The sequence below is a fragment of the Thermus sp. H19.2 genome, from assembly GCF_054979525.1.
Window position 1 is genome coordinate 485,381 of the sequence record NZ_CM143429.1, and the last position, 18,820, is coordinate 504,200.

The 18,820-nt window shown below is 69.4% G+C and carries 23 protein-coding genes and 4 tRNA genes; 17 read left to right on the plus strand and 10 right to left on the minus strand.

Annotated elements, in window-relative coordinates; all coding sequences use genetic code 11:
- Positions 1-169: 169 nt before the first annotated feature.
- From ACY5J6_RS02725 to ACY5J6_RS02750, 6 genes are all read left to right on the plus strand, one after another.
- Positions 170-1,174: an ABC transporter substrate-binding protein gene (locus ACY5J6_RS02725; protein ID WP_462841374.1), complete on the plus strand. Its 1,005-nt coding sequence runs from the start codon at positions 170-172 to the stop codon at positions 1,172-1,174.
- Between the two features lie 91 nt (positions 1,175-1,265).
- Entirely contained in the window at positions 1,266-2,111 is an 846-nt protein-coding gene (locus ACY5J6_RS02730; protein ID WP_462843132.1) for an ABC transporter permease, read from the plus strand.
- A complete protein-coding gene (locus ACY5J6_RS02735; RefSeq protein ID WP_462841376.1) occupies positions 2,108-3,328 on the plus strand; it encodes a quaternary amine ABC transporter ATP-binding protein in 1,221 nt (406 codons plus the stop codon). Before ACY5J6_RS02730 ends, ACY5J6_RS02735 begins: the two co-directional genes overlap by 4 nt.
- Positions 3,325-4,914: an alpha-amylase family glycosyl hydrolase gene (locus ACY5J6_RS02740; RefSeq protein WP_462845835.1), complete on the plus strand. Its 1,590-nt coding sequence runs from the start codon at positions 3,325-3,327 to the stop codon at positions 4,912-4,914. Before ACY5J6_RS02735 ends, ACY5J6_RS02740 begins: the two co-directional genes overlap by 4 nt.
- A gap of 4 nt (positions 4,915-4,918) precedes the next feature.
- Positions 4,919-5,557 carry a class I SAM-dependent methyltransferase gene (locus tag ACY5J6_RS02745; protein WP_462845836.1) on the plus strand — a complete coding sequence of 213 codons (639 nt, stop codon included), beginning with the start codon at positions 4,919-4,921 and terminating at the stop codon, positions 5,555-5,557.
- Entirely contained in the window at positions 5,548-6,297 is a 750-nt protein-coding gene (locus ACY5J6_RS02750) for a methyltransferase domain-containing protein (protein ID WP_462845838.1), read from the plus strand. The genes ACY5J6_RS02745 and ACY5J6_RS02750 overlap by 10 nt, the downstream gene beginning before the upstream one ends.
- Positions 6,298-6,316: 19 nt before the next feature.
- On the opposite strand, the gene ACY5J6_RS02755 is transcribed toward ACY5J6_RS02750, so the two are convergent.
- Both ACY5J6_RS02755 and lnt read right to left on the minus strand, forming a co-directional pair.
- Positions 6,317-6,403 (minus strand) — tRNA-Leu (locus ACY5J6_RS02755).
- On the minus strand, positions 6,382-7,713 hold the full coding sequence (lnt, locus tag ACY5J6_RS02760) for an apolipoprotein N-acyltransferase (RefSeq protein ID WP_462845840.1): 1,332 nt from the start codon (positions 7,711-7,713) through the stop codon (positions 6,382-6,384). The genes ACY5J6_RS02755 and lnt overlap by 22 nt, the downstream gene beginning before the upstream one ends.
- Before the next feature lie 69 nt (positions 7,714-7,782).
- Between lnt and ACY5J6_RS02765 the strand changes: the two genes are divergently transcribed.
- Entirely contained in the window at positions 7,783-8,484 is a 702-nt protein-coding gene (locus ACY5J6_RS02765; protein WP_462845841.1) for a metallophosphoesterase family protein, read from the plus strand.
- On the opposite strand, the gene queG is transcribed toward ACY5J6_RS02765, so the two are convergent.
- Genes queG through ACY5J6_RS02780 form a run of 3 tightly spaced genes read right to left on the minus strand, consistent with a single transcriptional unit; the run spans position 8,395 to position 10,126 of the window.
- Entirely contained in the window at positions 8,395-9,531 is a 1,137-nt protein-coding gene (queG, locus tag ACY5J6_RS02770) for a tRNA epoxyqueuosine(34) reductase QueG (RefSeq protein ID WP_462845842.1), read from the minus strand. The genes ACY5J6_RS02765 and queG overlap by 90 nt on opposite strands.
- Positions 9,525-9,917: a type II toxin-antitoxin system VapC family toxin gene (locus ACY5J6_RS02775; protein ID WP_462845843.1), complete on the minus strand. Its 393-nt coding sequence runs from the start codon at positions 9,915-9,917 to the stop codon at positions 9,525-9,527. The genes queG and ACY5J6_RS02775 overlap by 7 nt, the downstream gene beginning before the upstream one ends.
- On the minus strand, positions 9,896-10,126 hold the full coding sequence (locus tag ACY5J6_RS02780; protein WP_462845844.1) for a type II toxin-antitoxin system Phd/YefM family antitoxin: 231 nt from the start codon (positions 10,124-10,126) through the stop codon (positions 9,896-9,898). Before ACY5J6_RS02780 ends, ACY5J6_RS02775 begins: the two co-directional genes overlap by 22 nt.
- 52 nt (positions 10,127-10,178) lie before the next feature.
- On the opposite strand from ACY5J6_RS02780, the gene ACY5J6_RS02785 reads away from it, so the two are divergent.
- The 5 genes from ACY5J6_RS02785 to ACY5J6_RS02805 are packed head-to-tail and all read left to right on the plus strand — an operon-like array spanning position 10,179 to position 13,449.
- Positions 10,179-11,177 (plus strand): homoserine dehydrogenase, encoded by a 999-nt coding sequence (locus tag ACY5J6_RS02785; protein ID WP_462845845.1) that lies wholly within the window; start codon positions 10,179-10,181, stop codon positions 11,175-11,177.
- A 4-nt stretch (positions 11,178-11,181) separates the two neighbouring features.
- Positions 11,182-11,745 (plus strand): Uma2 family endonuclease, encoded by a 564-nt coding sequence (locus tag ACY5J6_RS02790; RefSeq protein WP_462845846.1) that lies wholly within the window; start codon positions 11,182-11,184, stop codon positions 11,743-11,745.
- A gap of 31 nt (positions 11,746-11,776) precedes the next feature.
- Entirely contained in the window at positions 11,777-12,832 is a 1,056-nt protein-coding gene (gene thrC / locus ACY5J6_RS02795; RefSeq protein WP_462845847.1) for a threonine synthase, read from the plus strand.
- A 12-nt stretch (positions 12,833-12,844) separates the two neighbouring features.
- Complete coding sequence (locus tag ACY5J6_RS02800; RefSeq protein ID WP_462845848.1) at positions 12,845-13,153, plus strand: hypothetical protein; 309 nt, start codon at positions 12,845-12,847, stop codon at positions 13,151-13,153.
- Positions 13,153-13,449 (plus strand): hypothetical protein, encoded by a 297-nt coding sequence (locus ACY5J6_RS02805; protein WP_462845849.1) that lies wholly within the window; start codon positions 13,153-13,155, stop codon positions 13,447-13,449. Before ACY5J6_RS02800 ends, ACY5J6_RS02805 begins: the two co-directional genes overlap by 1 nt.
- Here the strand turns inward: ACY5J6_RS02805 and ACY5J6_RS02810 are convergent.
- On the minus strand, positions 13,422-13,760 hold the full coding sequence (locus ACY5J6_RS02810; RefSeq protein WP_462845850.1) for a hypothetical protein: 339 nt from the start codon (positions 13,758-13,760) through the stop codon (positions 13,422-13,424). The genes ACY5J6_RS02805 and ACY5J6_RS02810 overlap by 28 nt on opposite strands.
- Positions 13,753-15,183 carry an ATP cone domain-containing protein gene (locus tag ACY5J6_RS02815; protein WP_462845851.1) on the minus strand — a complete coding sequence of 477 codons (1,431 nt, stop codon included), beginning with the start codon at positions 15,181-15,183 and terminating at the stop codon, positions 13,753-13,755. The genes ACY5J6_RS02810 and ACY5J6_RS02815 overlap by 8 nt, the downstream gene beginning before the upstream one ends.
- 83 nt (positions 15,184-15,266) lie before the next feature.
- On the opposite strand from ACY5J6_RS02815, the gene ACY5J6_RS02820 reads away from it, so the two are divergent.
- Both ACY5J6_RS02820 and ACY5J6_RS02825 read left to right on the plus strand, forming a co-directional pair.
- Positions 15,267-15,341: transfer RNA gene (locus tag ACY5J6_RS02820), tRNA-Cys, on the plus strand.
- 7 nt (positions 15,342-15,348) lie between these two features.
- Positions 15,349-15,425, plus strand: a tRNA-Val gene (locus ACY5J6_RS02825).
- A gap of 30 nt (positions 15,426-15,455) precedes the next feature.
- Here the strand turns inward: ACY5J6_RS02825 and ACY5J6_RS02830 are convergent.
- Positions 15,456-15,668 carry a CDGSH iron-sulfur domain-containing protein gene (locus ACY5J6_RS02830; protein ID WP_462845852.1) on the minus strand — a complete coding sequence of 71 codons (213 nt, stop codon included), beginning with the start codon at positions 15,666-15,668 and terminating at the stop codon, positions 15,456-15,458.
- 55 nt (positions 15,669-15,723) lie between these two features.
- Here ACY5J6_RS02830 and tilS point away from each other — a divergent pair, with 55 nt between their 5' ends.
- Both tilS and ACY5J6_RS02840 read left to right on the plus strand, forming a co-directional pair.
- Positions 15,724-17,262, plus strand: a complete 1,539-nt coding sequence (tilS, locus tag ACY5J6_RS02835; protein WP_462846483.1) for a tRNA lysidine(34) synthetase TilS — start codon at positions 15,724-15,726, stop codon at positions 17,260-17,262.
- Positions 17,241-17,332, plus strand: a tRNA-Ser gene (locus ACY5J6_RS02840). The genes tilS and ACY5J6_RS02840 overlap by 22 nt, the downstream gene beginning before the upstream one ends.
- A 132-nt stretch (positions 17,333-17,464) precedes the next feature.
- Here the strand turns inward: ACY5J6_RS02840 and ACY5J6_RS02845 are convergent.
- Both ACY5J6_RS02845 and ACY5J6_RS02850 read right to left on the minus strand, forming a co-directional pair.
- Positions 17,465-18,070 (minus strand): YkgJ family cysteine cluster protein, encoded by a 606-nt coding sequence (locus ACY5J6_RS02845; RefSeq protein ID WP_462845853.1) that lies wholly within the window; start codon positions 18,068-18,070, stop codon positions 17,465-17,467.
- Complete coding sequence (locus tag ACY5J6_RS02850) at positions 18,067-18,267, minus strand: hypothetical protein (protein ID WP_462845854.1); 201 nt, start codon at positions 18,265-18,267, stop codon at positions 18,067-18,069. The genes ACY5J6_RS02845 and ACY5J6_RS02850 overlap by 4 nt, the downstream gene beginning before the upstream one ends.
- Before the next feature lie 36 nt (positions 18,268-18,303).
- Between ACY5J6_RS02850 and ACY5J6_RS02855 the strand changes: the two genes are divergently transcribed.
- The gene (locus ACY5J6_RS02855; protein WP_462845855.1) at positions 18,304-18,819 is read left to right on the plus strand and encodes a DinB family protein; all 516 of its coding nucleotides are present in this window, start codon (positions 18,304-18,306) and stop codon (positions 18,817-18,819) included.
- Position 18,820: the final 1 nt, after the last annotated feature.

Sequence of the window (18,820 nt, forward strand, 5' to 3'; positions counted from 1 at the left end):
CAAAATAAAGTAGATTTACTCGTTTCTAACAAAAGCCTTAATCCCTATGACGAGGCCATAGGGTGCGCCCTGGATACCCCGCCAGAGGCCCGTAGGGATGAGCCTCGCCCGCGCCGATCCTCACCCTCGCTTTAAAGACCTTCATAAAGTGGGGTACGGAGGTGATAGCGTGCACAAAGCTTTCGTGACCTTGGCGCTTCTGGCCTTGGCGGGCCTGGGCCTGGCCCAGAAGTGCGAGACCAACCGGACCATCGTCTTCGCCGACTACGACTGGGAGAGCGCCCGGGTCCACAACCGCATCGCCCAGTTCATCCTGGAGAAGGGCTACGGGTGCAAGACCGACGCCCTTCCGGGCACGTCCATCCCCCTCATCACGGGCCTGGGTCGCGGGGACATTGACGTCTCCATGGAGATCTGGTACAACCTGAGCCGCGACGTCGTTGACCAGCTGGAAAGCGAGGGCAAGATCCAGCGCATCGGCGTCAACTTCCCCGACGCCGTTCAGGGCTGGTTCGTGCCCACCTACGTCATCAAGGGGGACGAGAAGCGGGGCATCAAGCCCATGGCCCCCGACCTCAAGTCGGTCTTTGACCTGCCCAAGTACAAGGACCTTTTCCGCGACCCCGAGGAGCCCAGCAAGGGCCGGTTCTACAACGGGGTGCTGGGCTGGTTCGCCGAGAAGGTGAACACCAAGAAGCTCAAGGCTTACGGCCTGGATCAGTATTACACCAACTTCCGCCCCGGCACCTCGGACGCCCTGGTGGCGGCCATCGCCTCCGCCTACGAGCGGGGCCGGCCTATCCTCTTCTACTACTGGGGACCCACCTGGGTTTTGGGCAAGTACGACCTCACCATGCTGGAGGAGCCGCCCTACGACCCCGAGGTGTGGAACGCGCTCATTGAGCAGGAGAACCCCACCCGCGCCTGCGCCTACCCCTTGGAGACCGTCTACATCGCGGTGAACACCCGCCTCATCAAGGAGGCGCCCTCCGTGGTGGAGTTCCTGAAGCAGTACCGCACCTCCAACGAGCTCACCAGCAAGCTCCTCGCCTACATGCAGGACAACCGGGCGAGCGAGGAGGAGACCGCCCGCTACTTCCTGCGCCACTACCAGGACGTCTGGACGAAGTGGGTGCCCGCCGAGGTGGCGGAGCGGGTGAAGAAGGCCCTCTAGGCGGGGGCCTGGGTTAGGGGCGGGGCCCTTGGGGCCCTGCCCTTTCCCTGCGGAGAGCGTTAATCTGGTCCTTTAGAGAGGAGTAAGGCTTATGGAAATACCGCTTGGCGAATGGATCAACGTCTTCATCACCTGGCTGGTCCGGAACTACGGGGACTTCTTTGAGAGCCTCTCCAACGCCCTCCTCCAGTTCATCCTGGCCTTTGAGGGCTTCTTTCGGAGCCTCTCCTGGCCTTGGGTGGCGGGGGTGGCCGCGCTTCTCGGGTGGCTTTTCACCCGGAGGGCGTTCTTCGCCCTGGGGATGGGCTTCGCCGTGTGGCTGATAGAGGGCCTGGGCCTTTGGGACAAGGGGATGCAGACCCTGGCCTTGGTCCTGGCCTCCGTGGTCATCTCCGTGGCCCTGGGGCTCCCCTTGGGGATCCTCATGGGGCGGAGCGACCGCTTCCGCGGCGTCATGCTTCCCATCCTGGACGCCATGCAGACCATGCCCAGCTTCGTCTACCTGATCCCGGCCCTCCTCCTCTTCGGGCTTGGGAAGGTGCCCGCCCTCATCGCCACCGTGATCTACGCCGTGCCGCCCATGATCCGCCTCACGGACCTGGGCCTGAGGCTCGTGAGCCGGGAGGTGGTGGAGGCGGCGGAGGCCTTCGGGGCCACCTCGTGGCAGCGGCTCTTTAAGGTGGAGCTTCCCCTGGCTCTCCCCAACCTCATGGCGGGGGTGAACCAGACGACCATGATGGCCCTGGCCATGGTCGTCATCGCCTCCATGATCGGGGCCCGGGGCCTGGGGGAGGAGGTGCTCCTCGGCATCCAGCGGCTGGACGTGGGTAGGGGCGCGGAGGCCGGCGTGGCCATCGTGGCCCTGGCCATCGTCATGGACCGCCTGACCCAGGCGGCGGGCCAACGGGTGATGCGCCGCTACCGGGAGGAGGCATGAGCTACATCCGCATAGAGGGCGTTTACAAGATCTTCGGGCCCCGGGCGAAGGAGGTCCTCGAGGAGGTCCGCCGGGGGGGCAGGAAGGACGAGATCTTTCAGAAGACCCGGCACGTGGTGGGCCTGAAGAACGTCAACCTGGAGATCCATCAGGGGGAGCTTTTCGTCATCATGGGGCTTTCCGGCTCCGGGAAGTCCACGCTTTTGCGCGTGGTGAACCGCCTCATTGAGCCCACGGCGGGCCGGGTCTACGTGGGGGAAACCGAGGTCACGGCCTTGAAGCGCCGGGACCTCCTTCGCTTCCGCCAGGAGACCTTCGGCATGGTCTTCCAGCACTTCGCCCTGCTGCCCCACCGCACCGTGCTGCAGAACGTGGCCTTTCCCCTGGAGCTCAAGGGGGTCCCGAGGAAGGAGCGGGAGGAGCGGGCCCGGGTGTGGCTGGAGCGGGTGGGGCTGGCGGGTTACGAGCAGAACTACCCGGTGCAGCTTTCCGGCGGGCAGAAGCAGCGGGTGGGCCTCGCCCGGGCCCTTTGCGCCGACCCGCCCGTCCTTCTCATGGACGAGGCCTTTAGCGCTTTGGACCCCTTGATCCGCCGGGAGATGCAGGACGAGCTCCTCCGCCTCCAGGGGGAGCTGAAGAAGACCATCCTCTTCGTCACCCACGACCTGGACGAGGCCCTCCGCATCGGCGACCGCATCGCCATCATGAAGGACGGCGAGGTGGTCCAGGTGGGGGCCCCGGAGGAGATCCTCGCCCGCCCGGCCAACGAGTACGTGGCCGCCTTCGTGGAGGGGGTGAACCCGGCCATGGTCTACCGGGTGGAGGGGCTCATGCGGGAGGCGGTCACGGTCACCCTGGGCCGGGAGGGCCTGCGGGCCGCCTTGCGCAAGATGGGGCAGGCGGGGGTTTCCTCCGCCTACGTGGTGGACCGGAACCGGCGCTTCCTCGGGGTCGTACGCGCCGAGGTCCTGGCCGAGGCCCTGAAGAAGGGGGACGGCCAGGACCTCACCCCCTACCTCGAGCCCCTGCCCACCCTCCGGCCGGACCAGACCCTGGAGGAGGCCCTGCCCTTCTTCAGCGAGACTCCCTTGCCCCTCCCCGTGGTGGACGGGGAGGGGAGGCTCCTCGGCATCGTGACCCGGGGGAGGCTGCTCGCCGCCCTGGCGGGCCGCTACACGCCGGAGGTGCCCCAAAGCGGTGTAGACTCTGGGCCATGAGCTGGTGGCAAAGGGCGGTCATCTACCAGGTCTACCCCCGGAGCTTCCAGGACACCAACGGGGACGGGGTGGGGGACCTGGAGGGGGTGCGCAGGCGGCTTCCCTACCTCAAGTCCTTGGGGGTGGACGCCCTTTGGCTTTCCCCCTTCTACAAGAGCCCCATGAAGGACTTCGGCTACGACGTGGCCGACTACTGCGACGTGGACCCCGTCTTCGGGACCCTGGAGGACTTTGACCGCCTCCTAGGGGAGGCCCACGCCCTGGGGCTTAGGGTCCTCGTGGACCTGGTGCCGAACCACACCTCGGACCAGCACCCCTGGTTTTTGGAGTCCCGCGCCTCCCGCAATAGCCCCAAGCGGGACTGGTACGTCTGGAAAGACCCCGCTCCGGACGGCGGCCCTCCCAACAACTGGCAGAGCTTCTTTGGCGGCCCCGCCTGGACCCTGGACGAAAGGACGGGCCAGTACTACCTGCACCAGTTCCTCCCCGAGCAGCCCGACCTCAACTGGCGCAACCCCGAGGTGCGGGAGGCCATCAAGGAGGTCATGCGCTTCTGGCTTAGGCGGGGGGTGGACGGCTTCCGGGTGGACGTGCTCTGGCTTTTGGCGGAGGACCTGCTCTTGCGGGACGAGCCCGGCAACCCCGAATGGCGCCCGGGGATGTGGGACCGGGGCCGCCACCTCCACGTCTTCACCGAGGACCAGCCCGAGACCTACGCCTACGTGCGGGAGATGCGCCAGGTCCTGGACGAGTTCTCCGAGTCCGGGAGGGAGCGGGTGATGGTGGGGGAGATCTACCTGCCCTTGCCCCGCCTGGTGCGCTACTACGCCGCTGGGTGCCACCTGCCCTTCAACTTCAGCCTCGTCACCGAGGGGCTTTCCGACTGGCGGCCCGAGAACCTGGCCCGGATCGTGGAGACCTACGAGAGCCTCCTCACCCGCTGGGACTGGCCCAACTGGGTCCTCGGCAACCACGACCAGCCCCGCCTCGCCTCCCGCCTGGGGGAGAGGGGGGCCCGGGTTGCGGCCATGCTCCTCTTTACCCTGAGGGGCACCCCCACCTGGTACTATGGGGACGAGCTCGCCCTGCCCAACGGCCTCATCCCCCCGGAGAAGGTGCAGGACCCCGCGGCCCTGAGGCAGAGGGACCGGGAGCCCACCGCCTACCACACCCTGGGCCGGGACCCCGAGCGGACGCCCATGCCCTGGGACGCCTCCCCTTACGGGGGGTTTTCCACGGTGGAGCCCTGGCTTCCCCTGAACCCCGACTACCGGACGCGGAACGTGGCCGCCCAGGAGCAAGACCCCCGCTCCATGCTCCACCTGGTGCGTCGCCTCATCGCCTTGAGGAAGGACCCCGACCTTCTCTACGGGGCCTACCGCACCTACCGGGCGGGGGAGGGGGTCTACGCCTACCTCCGGGGGGAGGGGTGGCTTTTGGCCCTGAACCTCACGGAGAAGGAGAGGTCCCTGGAACTGCCGCGCGGGGGGAGGGTAGCCCTTTCCACCCACCTGGACCGGGAGGAGAGGGTGGGGGAGAGGCTTCTTTTGCGGCCCGAGGAGGGCGTGGCGGTGCGGCTAGACTAGGGGCGTGGACCCCTTCGCTTCCCTGGCCGAGGCTTACGAGTCTTGGTACGAGACCCCCTTGGGGGCTTTCGTCATCGCCGAGGAGGAGCGGGCCCTAAGGGGGCTTCTTCCCGAGGGGAGAAGCCTCCTGGAGGTGGAGGCGGGAACAGGCTACTGGCTTAGGCGGCTTCCCTACCCGAAGAAGGTGGGGGTGGAGCCCTCCGAGGCTATGCTCGCCGTGGGCAGGAGGCGGGCGCCCGAGGCCACCTGGGTGCGGGCTCGAGGCGAGGCCCTCCCCTTTCCCGGGGAGAGCTTTGACGTGGTCCTCCTCTTCACCGCCCTGGAGTTCGTGGAGGACGTGGAGCGGGTCCTCCTGGAGGCCCGGCGCGTCCTCCGCCCGGGCGGGGCCCTTTTGGTGGGGATTCTGGAGGCCCTCTCCCCCTGGGCCGCCCTCTACCGGAGGCTCGGGGAGAGGGGCGTCCTCCCCTGGGCCCGGGCCCGCTTCCTCGCCCGGGAGGACCTGAAGGCCCTCCTGGGACCCCCGGAAGCGGAGGGGGAAGCGGTGTTTCTCGCCCCCGAGGCTAAGCCTCCTTACAAGGAGGCCGACCGGGCGGGAAGGCGCGCCGGCAACCGCCCCGCCCTATACTTGGGAAGATGGCGGTGAAGGCCCTCTTCGCCCTTTACCCCCTCCTGCAGGGGGACTACAGGGCGGTGGAGAAAGCCCTCCTGGCCCTGGAGGAAAGCGGGGCCAGCTACCGCGTCTTCCCCACCCACTCGGAGGTTTCCGGAAGGGAGGAGGAGGTCTTCCTCACCCTGCAAAGGGCCTTTGAGAAGGCGGCGGAGGAGGGGCCTTTGGTGATGTGGGCCCTCTTCACCAACGCCTGCGAGGCCCAGGACCCCTTCCGCAAGGAGGAAAGGCTTAGGCGCTTTCCTCCCCTGGAGATCGCCCGCAAGGCCTTGGAGGGCCTCGAGGCGAAAAGCGTTTTGGACATCGGCACCGGCACCGGGGTCTTCGCCGAGGCCTTCGCCGCCTTGGGCCTCTTCGCCGTGGGGCTGGACCCCAGGGCGGACCGCCTGGAGGCGGCCCGGGCCAAGGTGAAGGAGGCCAGGTTCGTGGAGGGGCGGGCCGAGGCCCTGCCCTTCCCTGGGGGGAGCTTTGACCTCGCCTTTTTTGGCCTCGCCCTCCACCACCTGGACCCCGTTCCCGCCCTCCGGGAGGCCTCCCGGGTGGCGAGGAGGGTGGCCGTCTTGGAGTGGCCTTACCGGGAGGAGGAGGTGGGCCCGCCCCTTGGGCGGAGGCTCTCCTTGGAAGCCCTGGAGGGCCTCTTCCGGGAGGCTTTGGGAAGCCCGCCCCGCTTCTTGGTGGCGGAAGGCTACGTCCTCGCCCTTTGGGACAAGGAATAAGGCCCCTTTCGGGGCCCCTTGGTGCCGGGGGCGGGACTCGAACCCACACGTCCTTGCGGACAGCAGATTTTGAGTCTGCCGCGTCTACCGATTCCGCCACCCCGGCGGACGCACCCTAAGGATAAGGCCAAGGAGGAAGATGGTCAACGCCAGGCCCACCGCCCAGTCTCCCAGGCGCGCGTAGGGGGTGAGGCCCGTCCTTAAGGCGTAAGGGGCGAGGAGGAAGCCCTCTTGGTGGGCCGGGATTTCCGCCACCACCCGGCCGAAGGGGTCAATGCTTGCGGTGATCCCGTCGTTTCCCGCCCTAAGGAGCCAGCGCCCCGTTTCCACCGCCCTTAAGCGTCCCAGGGCGAAGTGCTGCCTGCCCCCGAAGGAGGGGCCGAACCAGGCGTCGTTGGTGAGGAGGACGAGGACCCTGGCCCCTTCCCGCGCCAGGCCTCGGGCCACGGAGGGAAAGACGGACTCGTAGCAGATGAGGACGCCGTAGGGCCCAATGGGGGCCACCTTCTCCCCGGGGGTGCGGTCGGCGAGGTCCCCAAGCCCCATGGCCCGGAAGAAGAAGGCGTAGACCCCGCCCAGAGCCACCCGGAAGGGAAAGCGCTCCCCGAAGGGGACGAGGCGGGTCTTGTCGTAGTGGCCAAGGACCCCGCCCTCCCGGTAGAGCACCGCCCGGTTGGGGCCGAAGAGGTTGAGGCCGGTGAGGAGGGGGCGGCCCTGGAGGAGGGCCTCCGCCTCTTGGGGGATCCGCCACACCGCGGTCTCGGGCCAGACCACGAGGTCCGCCTCGGGGTGGGCCTTTAGGCCGGCCTCCGTGAGCCTCAGGTAGACCCTTTCGTCCAGCTCCCCCTGGAACTTCCTTAAGGGGTTGATGTTCCCCTGGACCAAGAGGGCCTTTCCCTCGGGCCTGGCCTCGGGGAGGGGAAGGAGCCAGAGGAGGGCCCAGGGGAGGAGGACCCAAGGCCGCCTCGCCCATAGGCCCCAGGACACGAAGAGGACGAGGAGGGAGAGGAGGTAGACCCCGCCCCAGGCGGCGAGGATGCGGCCCGGGGCCTCCACCAGGGCATAGCCCAGAAACCCCCAGGGGAAGGCGAGCTCCCCTTGCTCCGTGAGCCACTCCAGGAGGACCCACCCCCCAATGCGCATGGGGGCATTGGGGGTGAGGGCGAAGAGGAGGCCGAAGGAGAGGGCCTTGACGAGGACGAGGGGCAGAAAGGGCACCGCCCCCCAGGGCCCGAAGTTCTGGGCGAAGCTCTGCGGGAGCCAGACCAGGTGAAGCCCCCAAAACCCGAGGCCCGCAAAGAACCCTTCCCGGAAGCCCCCTTTGAGGAGGAAGGCGAGGACGAAGGGGGCGAGGAAGCCCAGGGGGAAGGGGGGTAGGGTGAGGGCGAGGAGGAGGCCCAGGAGGAAGGCCCACACCCCTCCACCATAAGGTTTCCCCGGTCGCTTTTCACCGGGTTTCGGCGTCGGAGGTGGGAGAATGGACCCATGCGCCTCGGGGTTCTCTCGGACATCCACGCCAACCTGCCCGCCCTCGAGGCCGCCCTGGAGGCCCTACGGGCCGAAGGGGTGGACGAGATCCTGGTCCTCGGGGACCTGGTGGGCTACGGGCCCCACCCTAGGCAGGTGATCCACCGGATCTGGGAGGAAGGGCTTCCTGCCATCGCCGGGGCCTGGGACCTAAGGGTGGCCTACCCCTTCCCCGGGCCCCTGCCCGAGGGGGTGGGTAGGGCCACCCTGGAGTGGACCCGAAGCCAGCTTGGGGAGAAAGAGCTCGCCTACCTGCGCAGCCTCAGGCTCTCCCACCGCAGGGCCTATGGGGGGAGGCGCCTGGTGGCCTTCCACGGAAAGCCGGGAAACCCCGAGGCCCAGGTGGACCTTCTGGGGGAGGCCAGGGAGTTCCTGACCCTCTTGGAGCGCTACGGGGCGGAGGTCCTCCTCCTCGGGGGGCGGCACCTGCCCCTGGCCCGGCGGGTGGGGAGGGGGATGGTGGCGGACCCGGGGAGCGTGGGCCTAAGCCTCGCCGGGGAGCACGGGGCGGACGTCATGGTGCTGGACACGGAAACCCTCGAGGCCCGCTTCCTCAAGGTGCCCTACGACCTAGGTCCCCTCCTCTTTGACCTCAGGGCCTGGGGCCTCCCTCCCGTCCTGGAGCAGGTGTACCGCTTCGGGCGCTTCCAAAAGGAGTAGGGCTTCCCTCCGGACCTGGGGGTCGGGGTCCTTCAGGAAGGGGTCCAGGGGTTTCCCCATGGACTGGAGGCCCATTAGGGCGGTGCGCCGCACCAGGGGGCTGGGGTCCCTTGTCGCCTCCAGGAAGAGGGCCTCCCCCAGGCCCAGGTTGAAGAGGACGACGAGGGCGTTCCGGGCCATGCGGGCCCTTCCCGCCCGGAGGAAGGCGGTGCCCGCGTACTTCCTCCCGAAGGCCCGCCCCGAGAAGTGGAAGAAGTCCAGAAGGTCCGGGTGGGCGAGCTCGGGCTCGGGCCTTAAGGCCTTCCAGACCTTGCCGAACCGCTCCCAGGGGCAGGCCTCCCCGCAGAGGTCGCAGCCGAAAAGCCACTCCCCCACCCCCTTCCAAAGCCCCGGGGGGATGGGCCCCTTGTGCTCAATGGTGAGGTAGCTCACGCAGGTGCGGGCGTCCAGGGTGCCGTCCCCGAGGAGGGCTTCCGTGGGGCAGGCGGAAAGGCAGCGCACACAGCGGCCGCAGCGGCTAGGGTGGAGGGGGGCGGCCTCCACCTCCAGGGGGGTGAGGAGGACGCCGATAAAGGCGTGGACCCCGAAGGCCTGGGAGAGGAAGTAGCCGCTTTTTCCGATCCAGCCCGACCCGGAGAGGGCGGCGAGGGTCCTTTCGGGAAGGGGCCCGTGGTCCACGTAGCCCTTGGCCTCGAGGCCCAGGCCCCGCGCCGTCTCCTCCAGGGCCTTCAGCGCCTCCCCCAGGACCAGGTGGTAGTCCCGGGTCCAGGCGTAGCGGGCCACCCGGCCCACCCGCAGGCCCCCCCCGGGGACGCCGGGGTCGGGGTAGGCGTAAGGGGCGAAGAGGAGGAGGGCACTCCTCGCCCAGGGGAAGCGCTTTCTCGGTTGGAAGCGCTCTGGGGACTCCAGGTAGGCCATCCCCCCGTGGCGGCCCGCCTCTAGCCACGCCCGGTGGCGGGCCTCGGCCTTTTGGGGCAGGTCCAGGGGGGCCCAGGCGAAGAGGAGGCCGAGCTCCCGCGCCCGTTCCTCCAGGAGGTCCTTCACCACAGGGTCTCCACGCCGAAGGCGTGGAAGGCGCGGTCGGTGGTGAGGAGGACGAGGCCTTCCACCAGGCTCTGGGCGGCCAGGATGCGGTCAAAAAGGTCCTGGCGCTCCCCGGGAAGCCTTCCCGCCAGGAGGGCGTGGGCAAGCCTTATGGGAAGCTCCTCGGCCCCCAGGCGGGAGAGGTGGCCTTCCAGACCCTCCAAGACCGCCTCGGCGCCGGAAAGCTTGCCTAGGCGGTGCTTGGTGGCCATCTCCCAGGCGCTGGCCGAGGAGACGAGGAGGGGGGTGTCGGGGTCCTCCAGAAGCGACCGGACCCTAGGGCTCAGCCGCCCGGGTTCCGTGAGGGCCCAGACGAGGACGTGGGTGTCTAGGAGGTAGCGCCTTCCCACAGGGCGAGCTCCTCCTCGGGAAGCGGTTCAAAGAAGCTCTCGGGAAGCCTCCCCGGGACAAACCCCAGGGGGCGCTTCCCCTTGCGGTAGGGGACGAGCCTGGCCACGGGGGTTTTGCCCCTCAGGATCACCACTTCCTCCCCCTCTTCCACGGCCTTCAGGAGGCCGGAGAGGTGGGTCTTGGCCTGGTGCACGGTGAAGGCCTTCACGGACTTAGCTTAGCGAGCTTAGCTAACAAAGCGCAAGGGGTATAATCCCCCCATGGAGGCCTTAAAGATCGCCCTCTTGGGGGGCGGCACCGTGGGGAGTGCCTTCTATAGCCTTGTTCTGGAGAGAGGGGAGGAGCTTTCCGCCTTCGGGGTAACCCCCCGGTTCCTCGGCGTCTTGGTGCGGGACCCGAAGAAGCCCAGGGCCATCCCCCAGGAGCTCCTTCGCGCCGAGCCCTTTGACCTCCTGGAGGCCGATGTGGTGGTGGAGGCCATGGGGGGGGTGGAGGCGCCCCTTAGGCTCGTCCTTCCCGCCCTCGAGGCCGGCATCCCCCTCATCACCGCCAACAAGGCCCTCCTCGCCGAGGCCTGGGACCGCCTCCGCTCCTTCGCCGAGGAGGGGCTCATCTACCACGAGGCGAGCGTCATGGCGGGCACCCCCGCCCTCTCCTTCCTGGAAACCTTGAGGGGGAGCGAGCCCTTGGAGCTCCACGGCATCCTGAACGGCACCACCCTCTACATCCTCCAGGAGATGGAGCGGGGCCGGACCTACGCCGAGGCCCTTCTTGAGGCCCAGCGCCTGGGCTACGCCGAGGCCGACCCCACCCTGGACGTGGAGGGGATAGACGCCGCCCACAAGCTCACCCTCCTCGCCCGGCTCCTGGTGGACCCCGGCTTCCCCTTCGCCGGGGTGGAGGCCCAGGGCATCGCCCGCCTCACCCCAGAGGCCCTGCGGGAGGCCGAGGCCCGGGGGGAAAGGGTGCGCCTCGTGGCGAGCCTCTTCGGAGAAGGGGGGAGGTGGCGGGCGGTGGTGGCCCCAAGGCGCCTTCCCCAGGACCACCCCTTGGCAGGGGCCCGGGGAAACGCCCTCTGGGTCAGGACGCGGCCCTTGGGGGAGGCCTTCGTCACGGGGCCAGGGGCGGGGGGCGGGGCCACGGCCAGCGGGCTTTTCGCCGACCTCCTCCGCTTCCTCTCCGGGGCCCCGGGGCACCTGCCCGCGCCCCGGCCGAGGCCCCCCTTGGAAGAAGGAAGCCCCTGGCCGGGGGTAGAATGAGGGCGTGCCCCTTCTGGACCTTCTGCGCCCCGTGAGCGATGAGGAGCTCCGCCTCCTTTCCGAGAGAAACCCGGGCTGGCAGTTTGAGCGCTTGGCCGACGGGAGGCTCATCGTGTCCCCCACGGGCGGGGAAAGCGGGCGGATCAGCGCCGCCGTCCTAGGACAGCTTTACCGGTGGAACGAGGCGCGGGGCCTGGGGGTGGTCTTTGACGCCTCCACGGGGTTCAAACTCCCCGACGGTTCGGTCCTCGCCCCGGACGCCGCTTTCCTCCTGGGCGAGAGGTGGCAGGCCCTCTCCCAAGAAGCGCGGGAAGGGTTTCCTCCCCTGGCCCCGGACGCGGTGTTTGAGGTGCGCTCCAGAAGCCAGGGCCTCGAGGAGCTTCGGGAGAAGGCGGCCTGGTACCTGGCGAACGGGGTGCGCCTCGTGGTCCTCCTGGACCCTTACCTTCACCGGGTGGAGGTCTTCCGCCCGGGAGGGGTGGAGGGCCACCAGGGACCGGAACGGGTGCCCTTAGACCCCGAGCTTCCCGGTTTTGTCTTGGAAACCCGGGGCCTTTTCCTCCCTTGACGGCGAGGCCTTAAGGCCGGAGCATGGGGCCATGCGGCTTCCCCTCATAGAGCGCTACCGGGACCTCCTCCCGGTCTCGGAGAAAACGCCGGTCGTAAGCCTCCTCGAGGGCTCCACCCCCCTCATCCCCCTGAAGGGGCCGGAGGAGGCCAGGAGGAAGGGCATCCGCCTCTACGCCAAGTACGAGGGCCTGAACCCCACGGGAAGCTTCAAGGACCGGGGCATGACCCTCGCCGTCTCCAAGGCGGTGGAGGCTGGGGCGAAGGCCATCGCCTGCGCCAGCACCGGAAACACCGCCGCCAGCGCCGCCGCCTACGCCGCCAGGGCCGGGATTTTGGCCATCGTGGTCCTCCCCGCGGGGTACGTGGCCTTGGGCAAGGTGGCCCAGAGCCTGGTGCACGGGGCGAGGATCGTCCAGGTGGAGGGGAACTTTGACGACGCCCTGCGCCTCACCCAAAGGCTCACGGAGGCCTTCCCCGTGGCCCTGGTGAACTCCGTGAACCCCCACCGCCTGGAGGGCCAGAAGACCCTGGCCTTTGAGGTGGTGGACGAGCTCGGCGACGCCCCCCACTACCACGCCCTTCCTGTGGGGAACGCGGGGAACATCACCGCCCACTGGATGGGCTACAAGGAATACCGCGCCCTGGGGAAGGCCAGGAGGCTTCCCAGGATGCTCGGCTTCCAGGCGGCGGGGGCGGCCCCCTTGGTCCTGGGCCGCCCGGTGGAGCGCCCCGAGACCCTCGCCACCGCCATCCGCATCGGAAACCCCGCCAGCTGGCAAGGGGCCATCCGGGCCAAGGAGGAGTCGGGGGGGCTCATAGAGGCGGTGACGGACGAGGAAATCCTCTTCGCCTACCGCTACCTGGCCCGGGAGGAAGGGATCTTCTGCGAGCCCGCCAGCGCCGCCGCCATGGCGGGGATCTTCAAGCTGCTGCGGGAGGGTAGGCTTGAGCCGGAAAGCACCGTGGTCCTCACCCTCACCGGCCATGGCCTCAAGGACCCGGCCACCGCCGAGAGGGTGGCCGAGCTTGCCCCACCCGTGCCCGCCCGCCTCGAGGCGGTGGCCGCGGCCGCCGGGCTTTTGTGATAGCCTTGGGGCATGGCCGAGCGCGCCCGAAAGAAAGTCCCCGAGCCTTTTCCCGGGGCCTACTACCTGGCCGGGGCCATCACCGTGGCCCTCATGCTCCTCTTCCTGGCCCTGGGGGCGAGCCTTCCCCCGGGGGTGGCGGGGTTTCTCGTGGCCTTCGTCCTGGGCCTCACGGTGAGCCCCAGGTACGTGCCCTTTTTTCTGGTGGCCGGGGTCTTCTCGGCGGTCATGGGCTTTTTGGGGCGGGAGCCCCAGGTGGCCTGGGGGGGCGTGGCCCTGGTCCTCTCCCAGCTGCTGGTGGCCCGCTTCGTGAAGGCGTGATGGACCCCAACCGCTTGGCCCAGGCCCTTTCCCTCCTCGGGGTGGCGGGGTACGTGTACTTCCTCTGGCTTCGCCCCAACCCGGAGGGCATCGCCCTGGCCCTGGGCCTGGCCCTGGGGGGAGCGGGCCTGGCCTACGGGGAGAGGCCCTTCCCCGTGCCCCTCTTCCTCGGGCTTCTGGCCCTTTACCTCCTCCTCCAGGCCTTCTTCGGCCACCCCCTCCACGCCCTGCTGGGAGGGGCCGTGGGCCTGGGGCTGCCCTACCTGGCCTACCGCCTGCGGAAGCCCGCCAGGTAAAGGAGGGCTCCCAGGAGCAGGCCTTCCCCCATGGCGGGGAGGTAAAGGGCGAGCTCCCTTAGGTCCAGGTGCAGGTAGAGGAGAAGGGCCCAGGGGGTGAGGGCCCAGGCGAGGCCCGGCCTCCCGTAGCCCGCCGCCAGGAATAGGCCCGCTCCCAGGCCCCGCAGATAGGCCAGCCACCCCGAGCCCCACTGGTTTTGGTAAACGAACCACAGAACGTTGAGCCACACCCCCAGGGCCCAGAGGGGGAGGCGCTTTTCCAGCCGGAAGGCGAGGGCCAGGAGGAGGGGGAAGGCCAGGGCCTCAAGCACGGGCCACCCCCGGGCTTTGGGCCTCGAGGTAGGCCACCAGCACCTCCAGGGCCTTTTCCACCGCCTCGTCTAGGTCCTCCCCGGGGATGACGGGGGTCCCTTCCTCCTGGGCCAGGCGGAGGAGGTGGTCCTGGATGAGGCGGATCTCGGGGAAGTGCCGCAGGTACTTTTCCTGGGGGCGGGCGTGAGCCGTCTCCCGGTCCCGCAGGAGAAAGCGGTCCCGATGGAGCTTCTCGTCGTGGAGGACCACCAGCATGGGCACGGTGAGGACCCTTTCCCGGTGGGGGTGGTCCAGGTAGCGGGGCACCACGTGGACCCCTTCCAGGACGATGGAGGTGCCCTCCAGGGCGCTCCGCTCCTGGATCGCCCTAAGGCCCACCGCCACCCGGGCCACCTGGTCCAAAAACCCCCTCAGGACCCGGGCCTCGTGGCTCTCCTGGGTGAGGAGGCTTGGGGTGAGGGCCTTCCAGGCCTCAAAGGTGGAGAGGTGGAGGGTGGGGAGGAGGTCCTGGGAGAGGCTCGCCCGGAAGACCTCCCGCACCGCGTCGGAGGGCACGATGTGGGTGATGCCGAGCCGGTAGGCCAGGGCCGAGGCCAGGACGCTCTTCCCCACCCCCGTGACCCCTCCGATGAGGATGTGAACCGGCCGGGCGCTCCTCCGGAGGCTCCGCAGGAGAAGGTAGCGGCGGGCCTCTTCCTCCCCCACCTCCTTGAGGAGGGCCTGGTACACCCGTTCCCTGAGCTCCGTGCGCCCCACCACCCGCCTGCCCTCCTGGCGCAGGGCCCCCTCCATCTCCCGGGCCAGACGGTAGGCCTGCTCCGGGGAGAGGCCGATGCCCATGAGGGACTGGGCCAGGATGCCCTTGGAAAAGGGCATGCGGGGCTCGCCCCCCTCCTCCTCCACGAAGAGCTCCCCGGCGAAGGCCTGGCGCTCCAGGTAGCGCCTTCCCGCGCCCTTGCCCTTGGCCCGGGCCACCTCCTCCGCCACCACCTGCTCCAGGCGGCGGGCGGAGATCCTGCGCACCCCCTCTTCCCTCAGTCGGCGCTCCACCGCCTTGGCCAGGGCGTGGGCCTCCTTCAGGGGAAGCCCGGCTTCCTCCAGGCTCTGGGCCAGGAGCCCTTTGGAAAAGGGCCTCTGCCGCTTTCCTCGTAGGACGAGGATCTCTTCAAAGGGGAGGGTCTGCCGGGAGAGCCTTTCCGCCACCCCCTGGCCCAGGGCCTTGGCCACCTCCTCCAGGAAGACCTGCCGCAGGGCCTTGGGCCCCACCTCCTTGCGCCCTTCCTCCTTGAGGCGCTCCTCCACGGTGTGGGCCACGGCCTGGGCGGCCTCGAGGGGCACCCCTAAAGGCAGGAGGGCCTCCACCAAAAGCCCCTTGGAAAGGGGCCAGCGGCCCCGCCTTAGGCGCACGAAGACCTCGCCCATTGCCCCGCATCATAGCATTTCCCGCTTGGGAAAGGGCTTTCCTTGACAGGGCTCCTTTACCGTGTTACCATACCTTACGGCTTGGCGCCGTAGCCAAGGGGTAAGGCAGAGGTCTGCAAAACCTCCATTCGCCGGTTCGAATCCGGCCGGCGCCTCCAGAGGCAAGGGCGCGTAGCTCAGGTGGCCAGAGCACTACCTTGACACGGTAGGGGTCGGTGGTTCAAGTCCACTCGCGCCCACCAGGAAGCCCCGGGAATCCCGGGGCCTTGCCTTTACTGGACTTCTATCTGGATTTCCCCTGCCTCGGCCTGGAACCCCAGGGTCTTGTGGGTGCCGTCGCAAAAGGGCTTCTTATGGGAACCGCCACAGCGGCAAAGGGCCAGGTTACCCTTGGGCAGGGGGATTTCCTCCCCGCCAAGGCGCACCTTGGTTCCCGGGGGGAACTCCACCACGTAGGGTCCGTTTTCCCGAAAGCGGATCCGCATGCCCCCAGTATAGGGGTAGACTGGCCCCGTGGGGGGCCCGCCCTGGGGCTACGGAATGGTGGAGGCCTTTAAGCTAGAGCCCGCCTTCAGGGAGCGTCTAGACCGGCTCGCCCCCAAAGACCCCTTGGTCCTGGCCGTCTCGGGGGGCGGGGACTCGGTGGCCCTGGCCCACCTGGTCCGGCGGGCCGGGCGGAGGGCGGTGGTGGCCCACCTGGACCACGGCCTCCGCCCCGACAGCCCCGAGGACCTGGCCTTCGTGCGGGCCCTTTCGGAGAGGCTCGGTTTTCCCTTCTTCGCCGAGCGGGTGGAGGTGGGAAGGATCGCCGAGAGGCGGGGGGAGAACCTCGAGGCCCTGGCCCGGGAGGTGCGCTACGCCTTTTTGCACCGGGTGGCCAAGGAGGTGGGGGCCAAGGCCATCCTCACCGCCCACACCCTGGACGACCAGGCGGAAACCCTCCTCCTCAAGCTCCTCCAGGGCACGGCCAGGGGTCTTGGCATCCGGGAGAAGGAGGGGCTTCTGGCCCGCCCCCTCCTCCCCTTTCCCCGGGAGGACCTAAGGGCCTACCTCGAGGCCCTGGGGGAGGCCTGGCGGGAGGACCCCAGCAACCAGGACCTCTCCCTGGACCGGAACTACCTGCGCCTGGTGGTCTTCCCCCTCCTCCTGGAGCGCTTTCCCCGGGCCCGGGAGGCCTTCTTCCGCTTCGCCCAGGTGCGGGAGGCCGAGGACGCCCTCCTGGAGCGGGAGGCCCGGGCCCGCCTCCTTCCTGACCCCCGCTTTTTCGTCCCCGCCTACCGGGCGCCCCCCCTCCTCCACGCCCCCGAGGCCCTGCGCCACCGGGCCTTGCGCCAGGTGTTGGAGGCCTTGGACCTCCGCCCAGAACAGCGGCTCGTCCTCCTCCTGGAGGAGGCCCTAAAGGGGAAGGCCAGCACCCTTCCCGGCGGGTACACCGCCCGCAGGCAGGGGGGGACGCTTTTCCTCATCCCCCCCACCCCCAAGGTGCCCCTCCCCCCGGGCTTCCGCCGGGCGGCGCCCGGGGACTACCTGGCCCTGCCCTTCGGAAGGAAGCGCCTGGTGGAGTTCCTGGCGGAGAGGGGGGTGCCGAGGGAGCTCAGGCCCCTCTGGCCCGTGCGGGGGGAGGGGAAGAGGGTGGAGGAGGTCTTGGGCTTCTTCCCGCCCTCTGAGGAAGCCCAGCTCATGGGGCTCGCCCTGGAGGAGGCCAGGAGGGCCTTCGCCGAGGGGGAGGTGCCCGTGGGGGCCGTGCTGGTGGTGGGGGAGGAGGTCCACGCCGCCCACAACCGGGTGGAGGCCACGGGGGACCCCACGGCCCACGCGGAGATGCTCCTCCTCCGGAAGCTGGGCCCGGGGGCTCGAGGCGGGAGGCTTTACGTCACCCTGGAGCCCTGCCGCATGTGCCACCACGCCCTCCTCGAGGCCGGGGTGGAGGTGGTCTACGGAACGGAGAACCTCAAGGAAGGGGCCCTCACCCGCTTCGGGGACGGGCGGGGAATGGCGGGTGGCGTGCGGGAAGGGGAGTGTGCTAAGCTTTTAAGGGACTTCTTCGCCCGGCTCAGGGAGGGGTGCCGGAGCGGTTGAACGGGCCGGTCTCGAAAACCGGTAGGCCCCGCCAGGGGCCTCGCGGGTTCGAATCCCGCCCCCTCCGCCAAAGGGCGGCCTTCGGGCCGCCTCTTGCTTCGCACCTCTTTGGCGTGAATCCTTCGCCCAAGCCCAGGTACGGAAGCCCCGCGGGCCTTTTGGCCGGGGCCCCCATGCTGGCTTGGGCCAGCATGGGGTGGTATCACACCACCTGGTACCCCCACCTCCCCCCCAGGACCCCCAAGGCCTCCAGGGCCTTCTCCACCCTCTGCCGCTCCTCGGGGAGGCCCTGGAGGAGGAGGTAGAGGAGGCCGGCAAGCTCCCCCAGGAGGAGGAAGCCGTACCGCCTCTTCTCCTCCTCCCAGAGGGCCTCCATGCGCAGGCGGGCCATGCGCCAGGGCACGGGGAGGAAGTGGCCTTTGGGGGCCCTGGCCTCGGGGAGGCAGAGGTCGGGGCTTCCCGCGGTGAGCAGGCCCCGGCAGGCCAGGGGCCTATAGGGGTAGACCCCGCACAAGTTCCCCTCCAGGAGGGGGCAGGGGGTGCGGCCTTGGAAGAAGCGGCTTGGGAAGAGGGGGTCGTCCTTGCCCTGGCGCAGGAGGGCGAGCCGCCTCGGGCCTTCCTCCAGGAGGCGGGCCTTCTGGGCGGGGGTGAGGTGGGGGAGGAGGGCCAGGGCCTCGAGGCGGCTTAGGGTTACCCAGCCGAAGCAGCAGGCGGAGCACCCCGCCCGGCAGGAGGGCTTCAGCCCCTTCCTCTCCAGGTAGTCGGCGAGGTCCCGGTCAAAGCTCCGGTAGGCTTCCTCCACCCTCATCGGCGCTGGCGGTAAACCCCCCGCCTGGGGTCAAAGGGGCAGGCGCGGACGGCCACGCGGGGGCAAAAGCGCTGGTAACGGGCCACCTGTGCCGCCAAGGCCCGGGGGAGGCCGCAGGCGGGGCAGGCCCTGGCGGACCTCCGCCGAAGGAGGAAGGGGAGGGGCAGGAGGGCGAGGAGGAGGATCAGGCCTTCCATCCTTACCCAGTCTAGGGGTTGGGGTAGCATGGGAGTATGCCCGCGCCCTTTCTGGAGCCCCTGGTGCCGGGGGTGCCCCCGGCGGTCTCGGCCTGGATCCAGGGCCTAAAGGAGGTGTCCCTGCACCTGGAAAGGTGGGCCTTTGACCTCCCCGAGGAAGGTTTTTGGTGGCGGCCCAGGGAGGGGGCGAACCCCATCGGCGGCCTGGTGCGCCACATCGCGGGGAGCTCCCTGCGCCTGGCCCACTACGCCTTAGGCCTGGAGTTGCCCGAGTGGGCGAGGAAGGGGAGGGAGTGGGAGCTTTTGGGCGAGCCGGAGCCCAAGGAGGCGGTGGTGGCCCGCTTCCACGAGGCCTGGGAGGCCCTCCTTCCCGCCCTCCGGGAGCTCGAGGAGGAGGACCTGGGGAAGCCCGTCCTCGTGGGGAGCCAGGGGGTGGAGGCCCCCCGGGCCCACGTCCTCCACCACCTGGTGGAGCACGCCCAGCACCACGCCGGGCAGGTGATCTACGCCCGGAAGCTCCTGGGGAGTTTTGCCCCTACCCCGGGGGAATAAG

Coding starts and splice junctions, on each gene's coding strand:
- ACY5J6_RS02735 (WP_462841376.1), top strand. CDS start 2,108: ATGAGCTACATCCGCATAGAGGGCGTTTACAAGATCTTCGGGCCCCGG.
- ACY5J6_RS02830 (WP_462845852.1), bottom strand. CDS start 15,668: ATGCGGATCCGCTTTCGGGAAAACGGACCCTACGTGGTGGAGTTCCCC.
- ACY5J6_RS02740 (WP_462845835.1), top strand. CDS start 3,325: ATGAGCTGGTGGCAAAGGGCGGTCATCTACCAGGTCTACCCCCGGAGC.
- ACY5J6_RS02815 (WP_462845851.1), bottom strand. CDS start 15,183: ATGGGCGAGGTCTTCGTGCGCCTAAGGCGGGGCCGCTGGCCCCTTTCC.
- ACY5J6_RS02730 (WP_462843132.1), top strand. CDS start 1,266: ATGGAAATACCGCTTGGCGAATGGATCAACGTCTTCATCACCTGGCTG.
- ACY5J6_RS02750 (WP_462845838.1), top strand. CDS start 5,548: ATGGCGGTGAAGGCCCTCTTCGCCCTTTACCCCCTCCTGCAGGGGGAC.
- ACY5J6_RS02765 (WP_462845841.1), top strand. CDS start 7,783: ATGCGCCTCGGGGTTCTCTCGGACATCCACGCCAACCTGCCCGCCCTC.
- tilS (WP_462846483.1), top strand. CDS start 15,724: ATGGTGGAGGCCTTTAAGCTAGAGCCCGCCTTCAGGGAGCGTCTAGAC.
- thrC (WP_462845847.1), top strand. CDS start 11,777: ATGCGGCTTCCCCTCATAGAGCGCTACCGGGACCTCCTCCCGGTCTCG.
- ACY5J6_RS02805 (WP_462845849.1), top strand. CDS start 13,153: ATGGACCCCAACCGCTTGGCCCAGGCCCTTTCCCTCCTCGGGGTGGCG.
- ACY5J6_RS02800 (WP_462845848.1), top strand. CDS start 12,845: ATGGCCGAGCGCGCCCGAAAGAAAGTCCCCGAGCCTTTTCCCGGGGCC.
- ACY5J6_RS02785 (WP_462845845.1), top strand. CDS start 10,179: ATGGAGGCCTTAAAGATCGCCCTCTTGGGGGGCGGCACCGTGGGGAGT.
- ACY5J6_RS02850 (WP_462845854.1), bottom strand. CDS start 18,267: ATGGAAGGCCTGATCCTCCTCCTCGCCCTCCTGCCCCTCCCCTTCCTC.
- ACY5J6_RS02845 (WP_462845853.1), bottom strand. CDS start 18,070: ATGAGGGTGGAGGAAGCCTACCGGAGCTTTGACCGGGACCTCGCCGAC.
- ACY5J6_RS02855 (WP_462845855.1), top strand. CDS start 18,304: ATGCCCGCGCCCTTTCTGGAGCCCCTGGTGCCGGGGGTGCCCCCGGCG.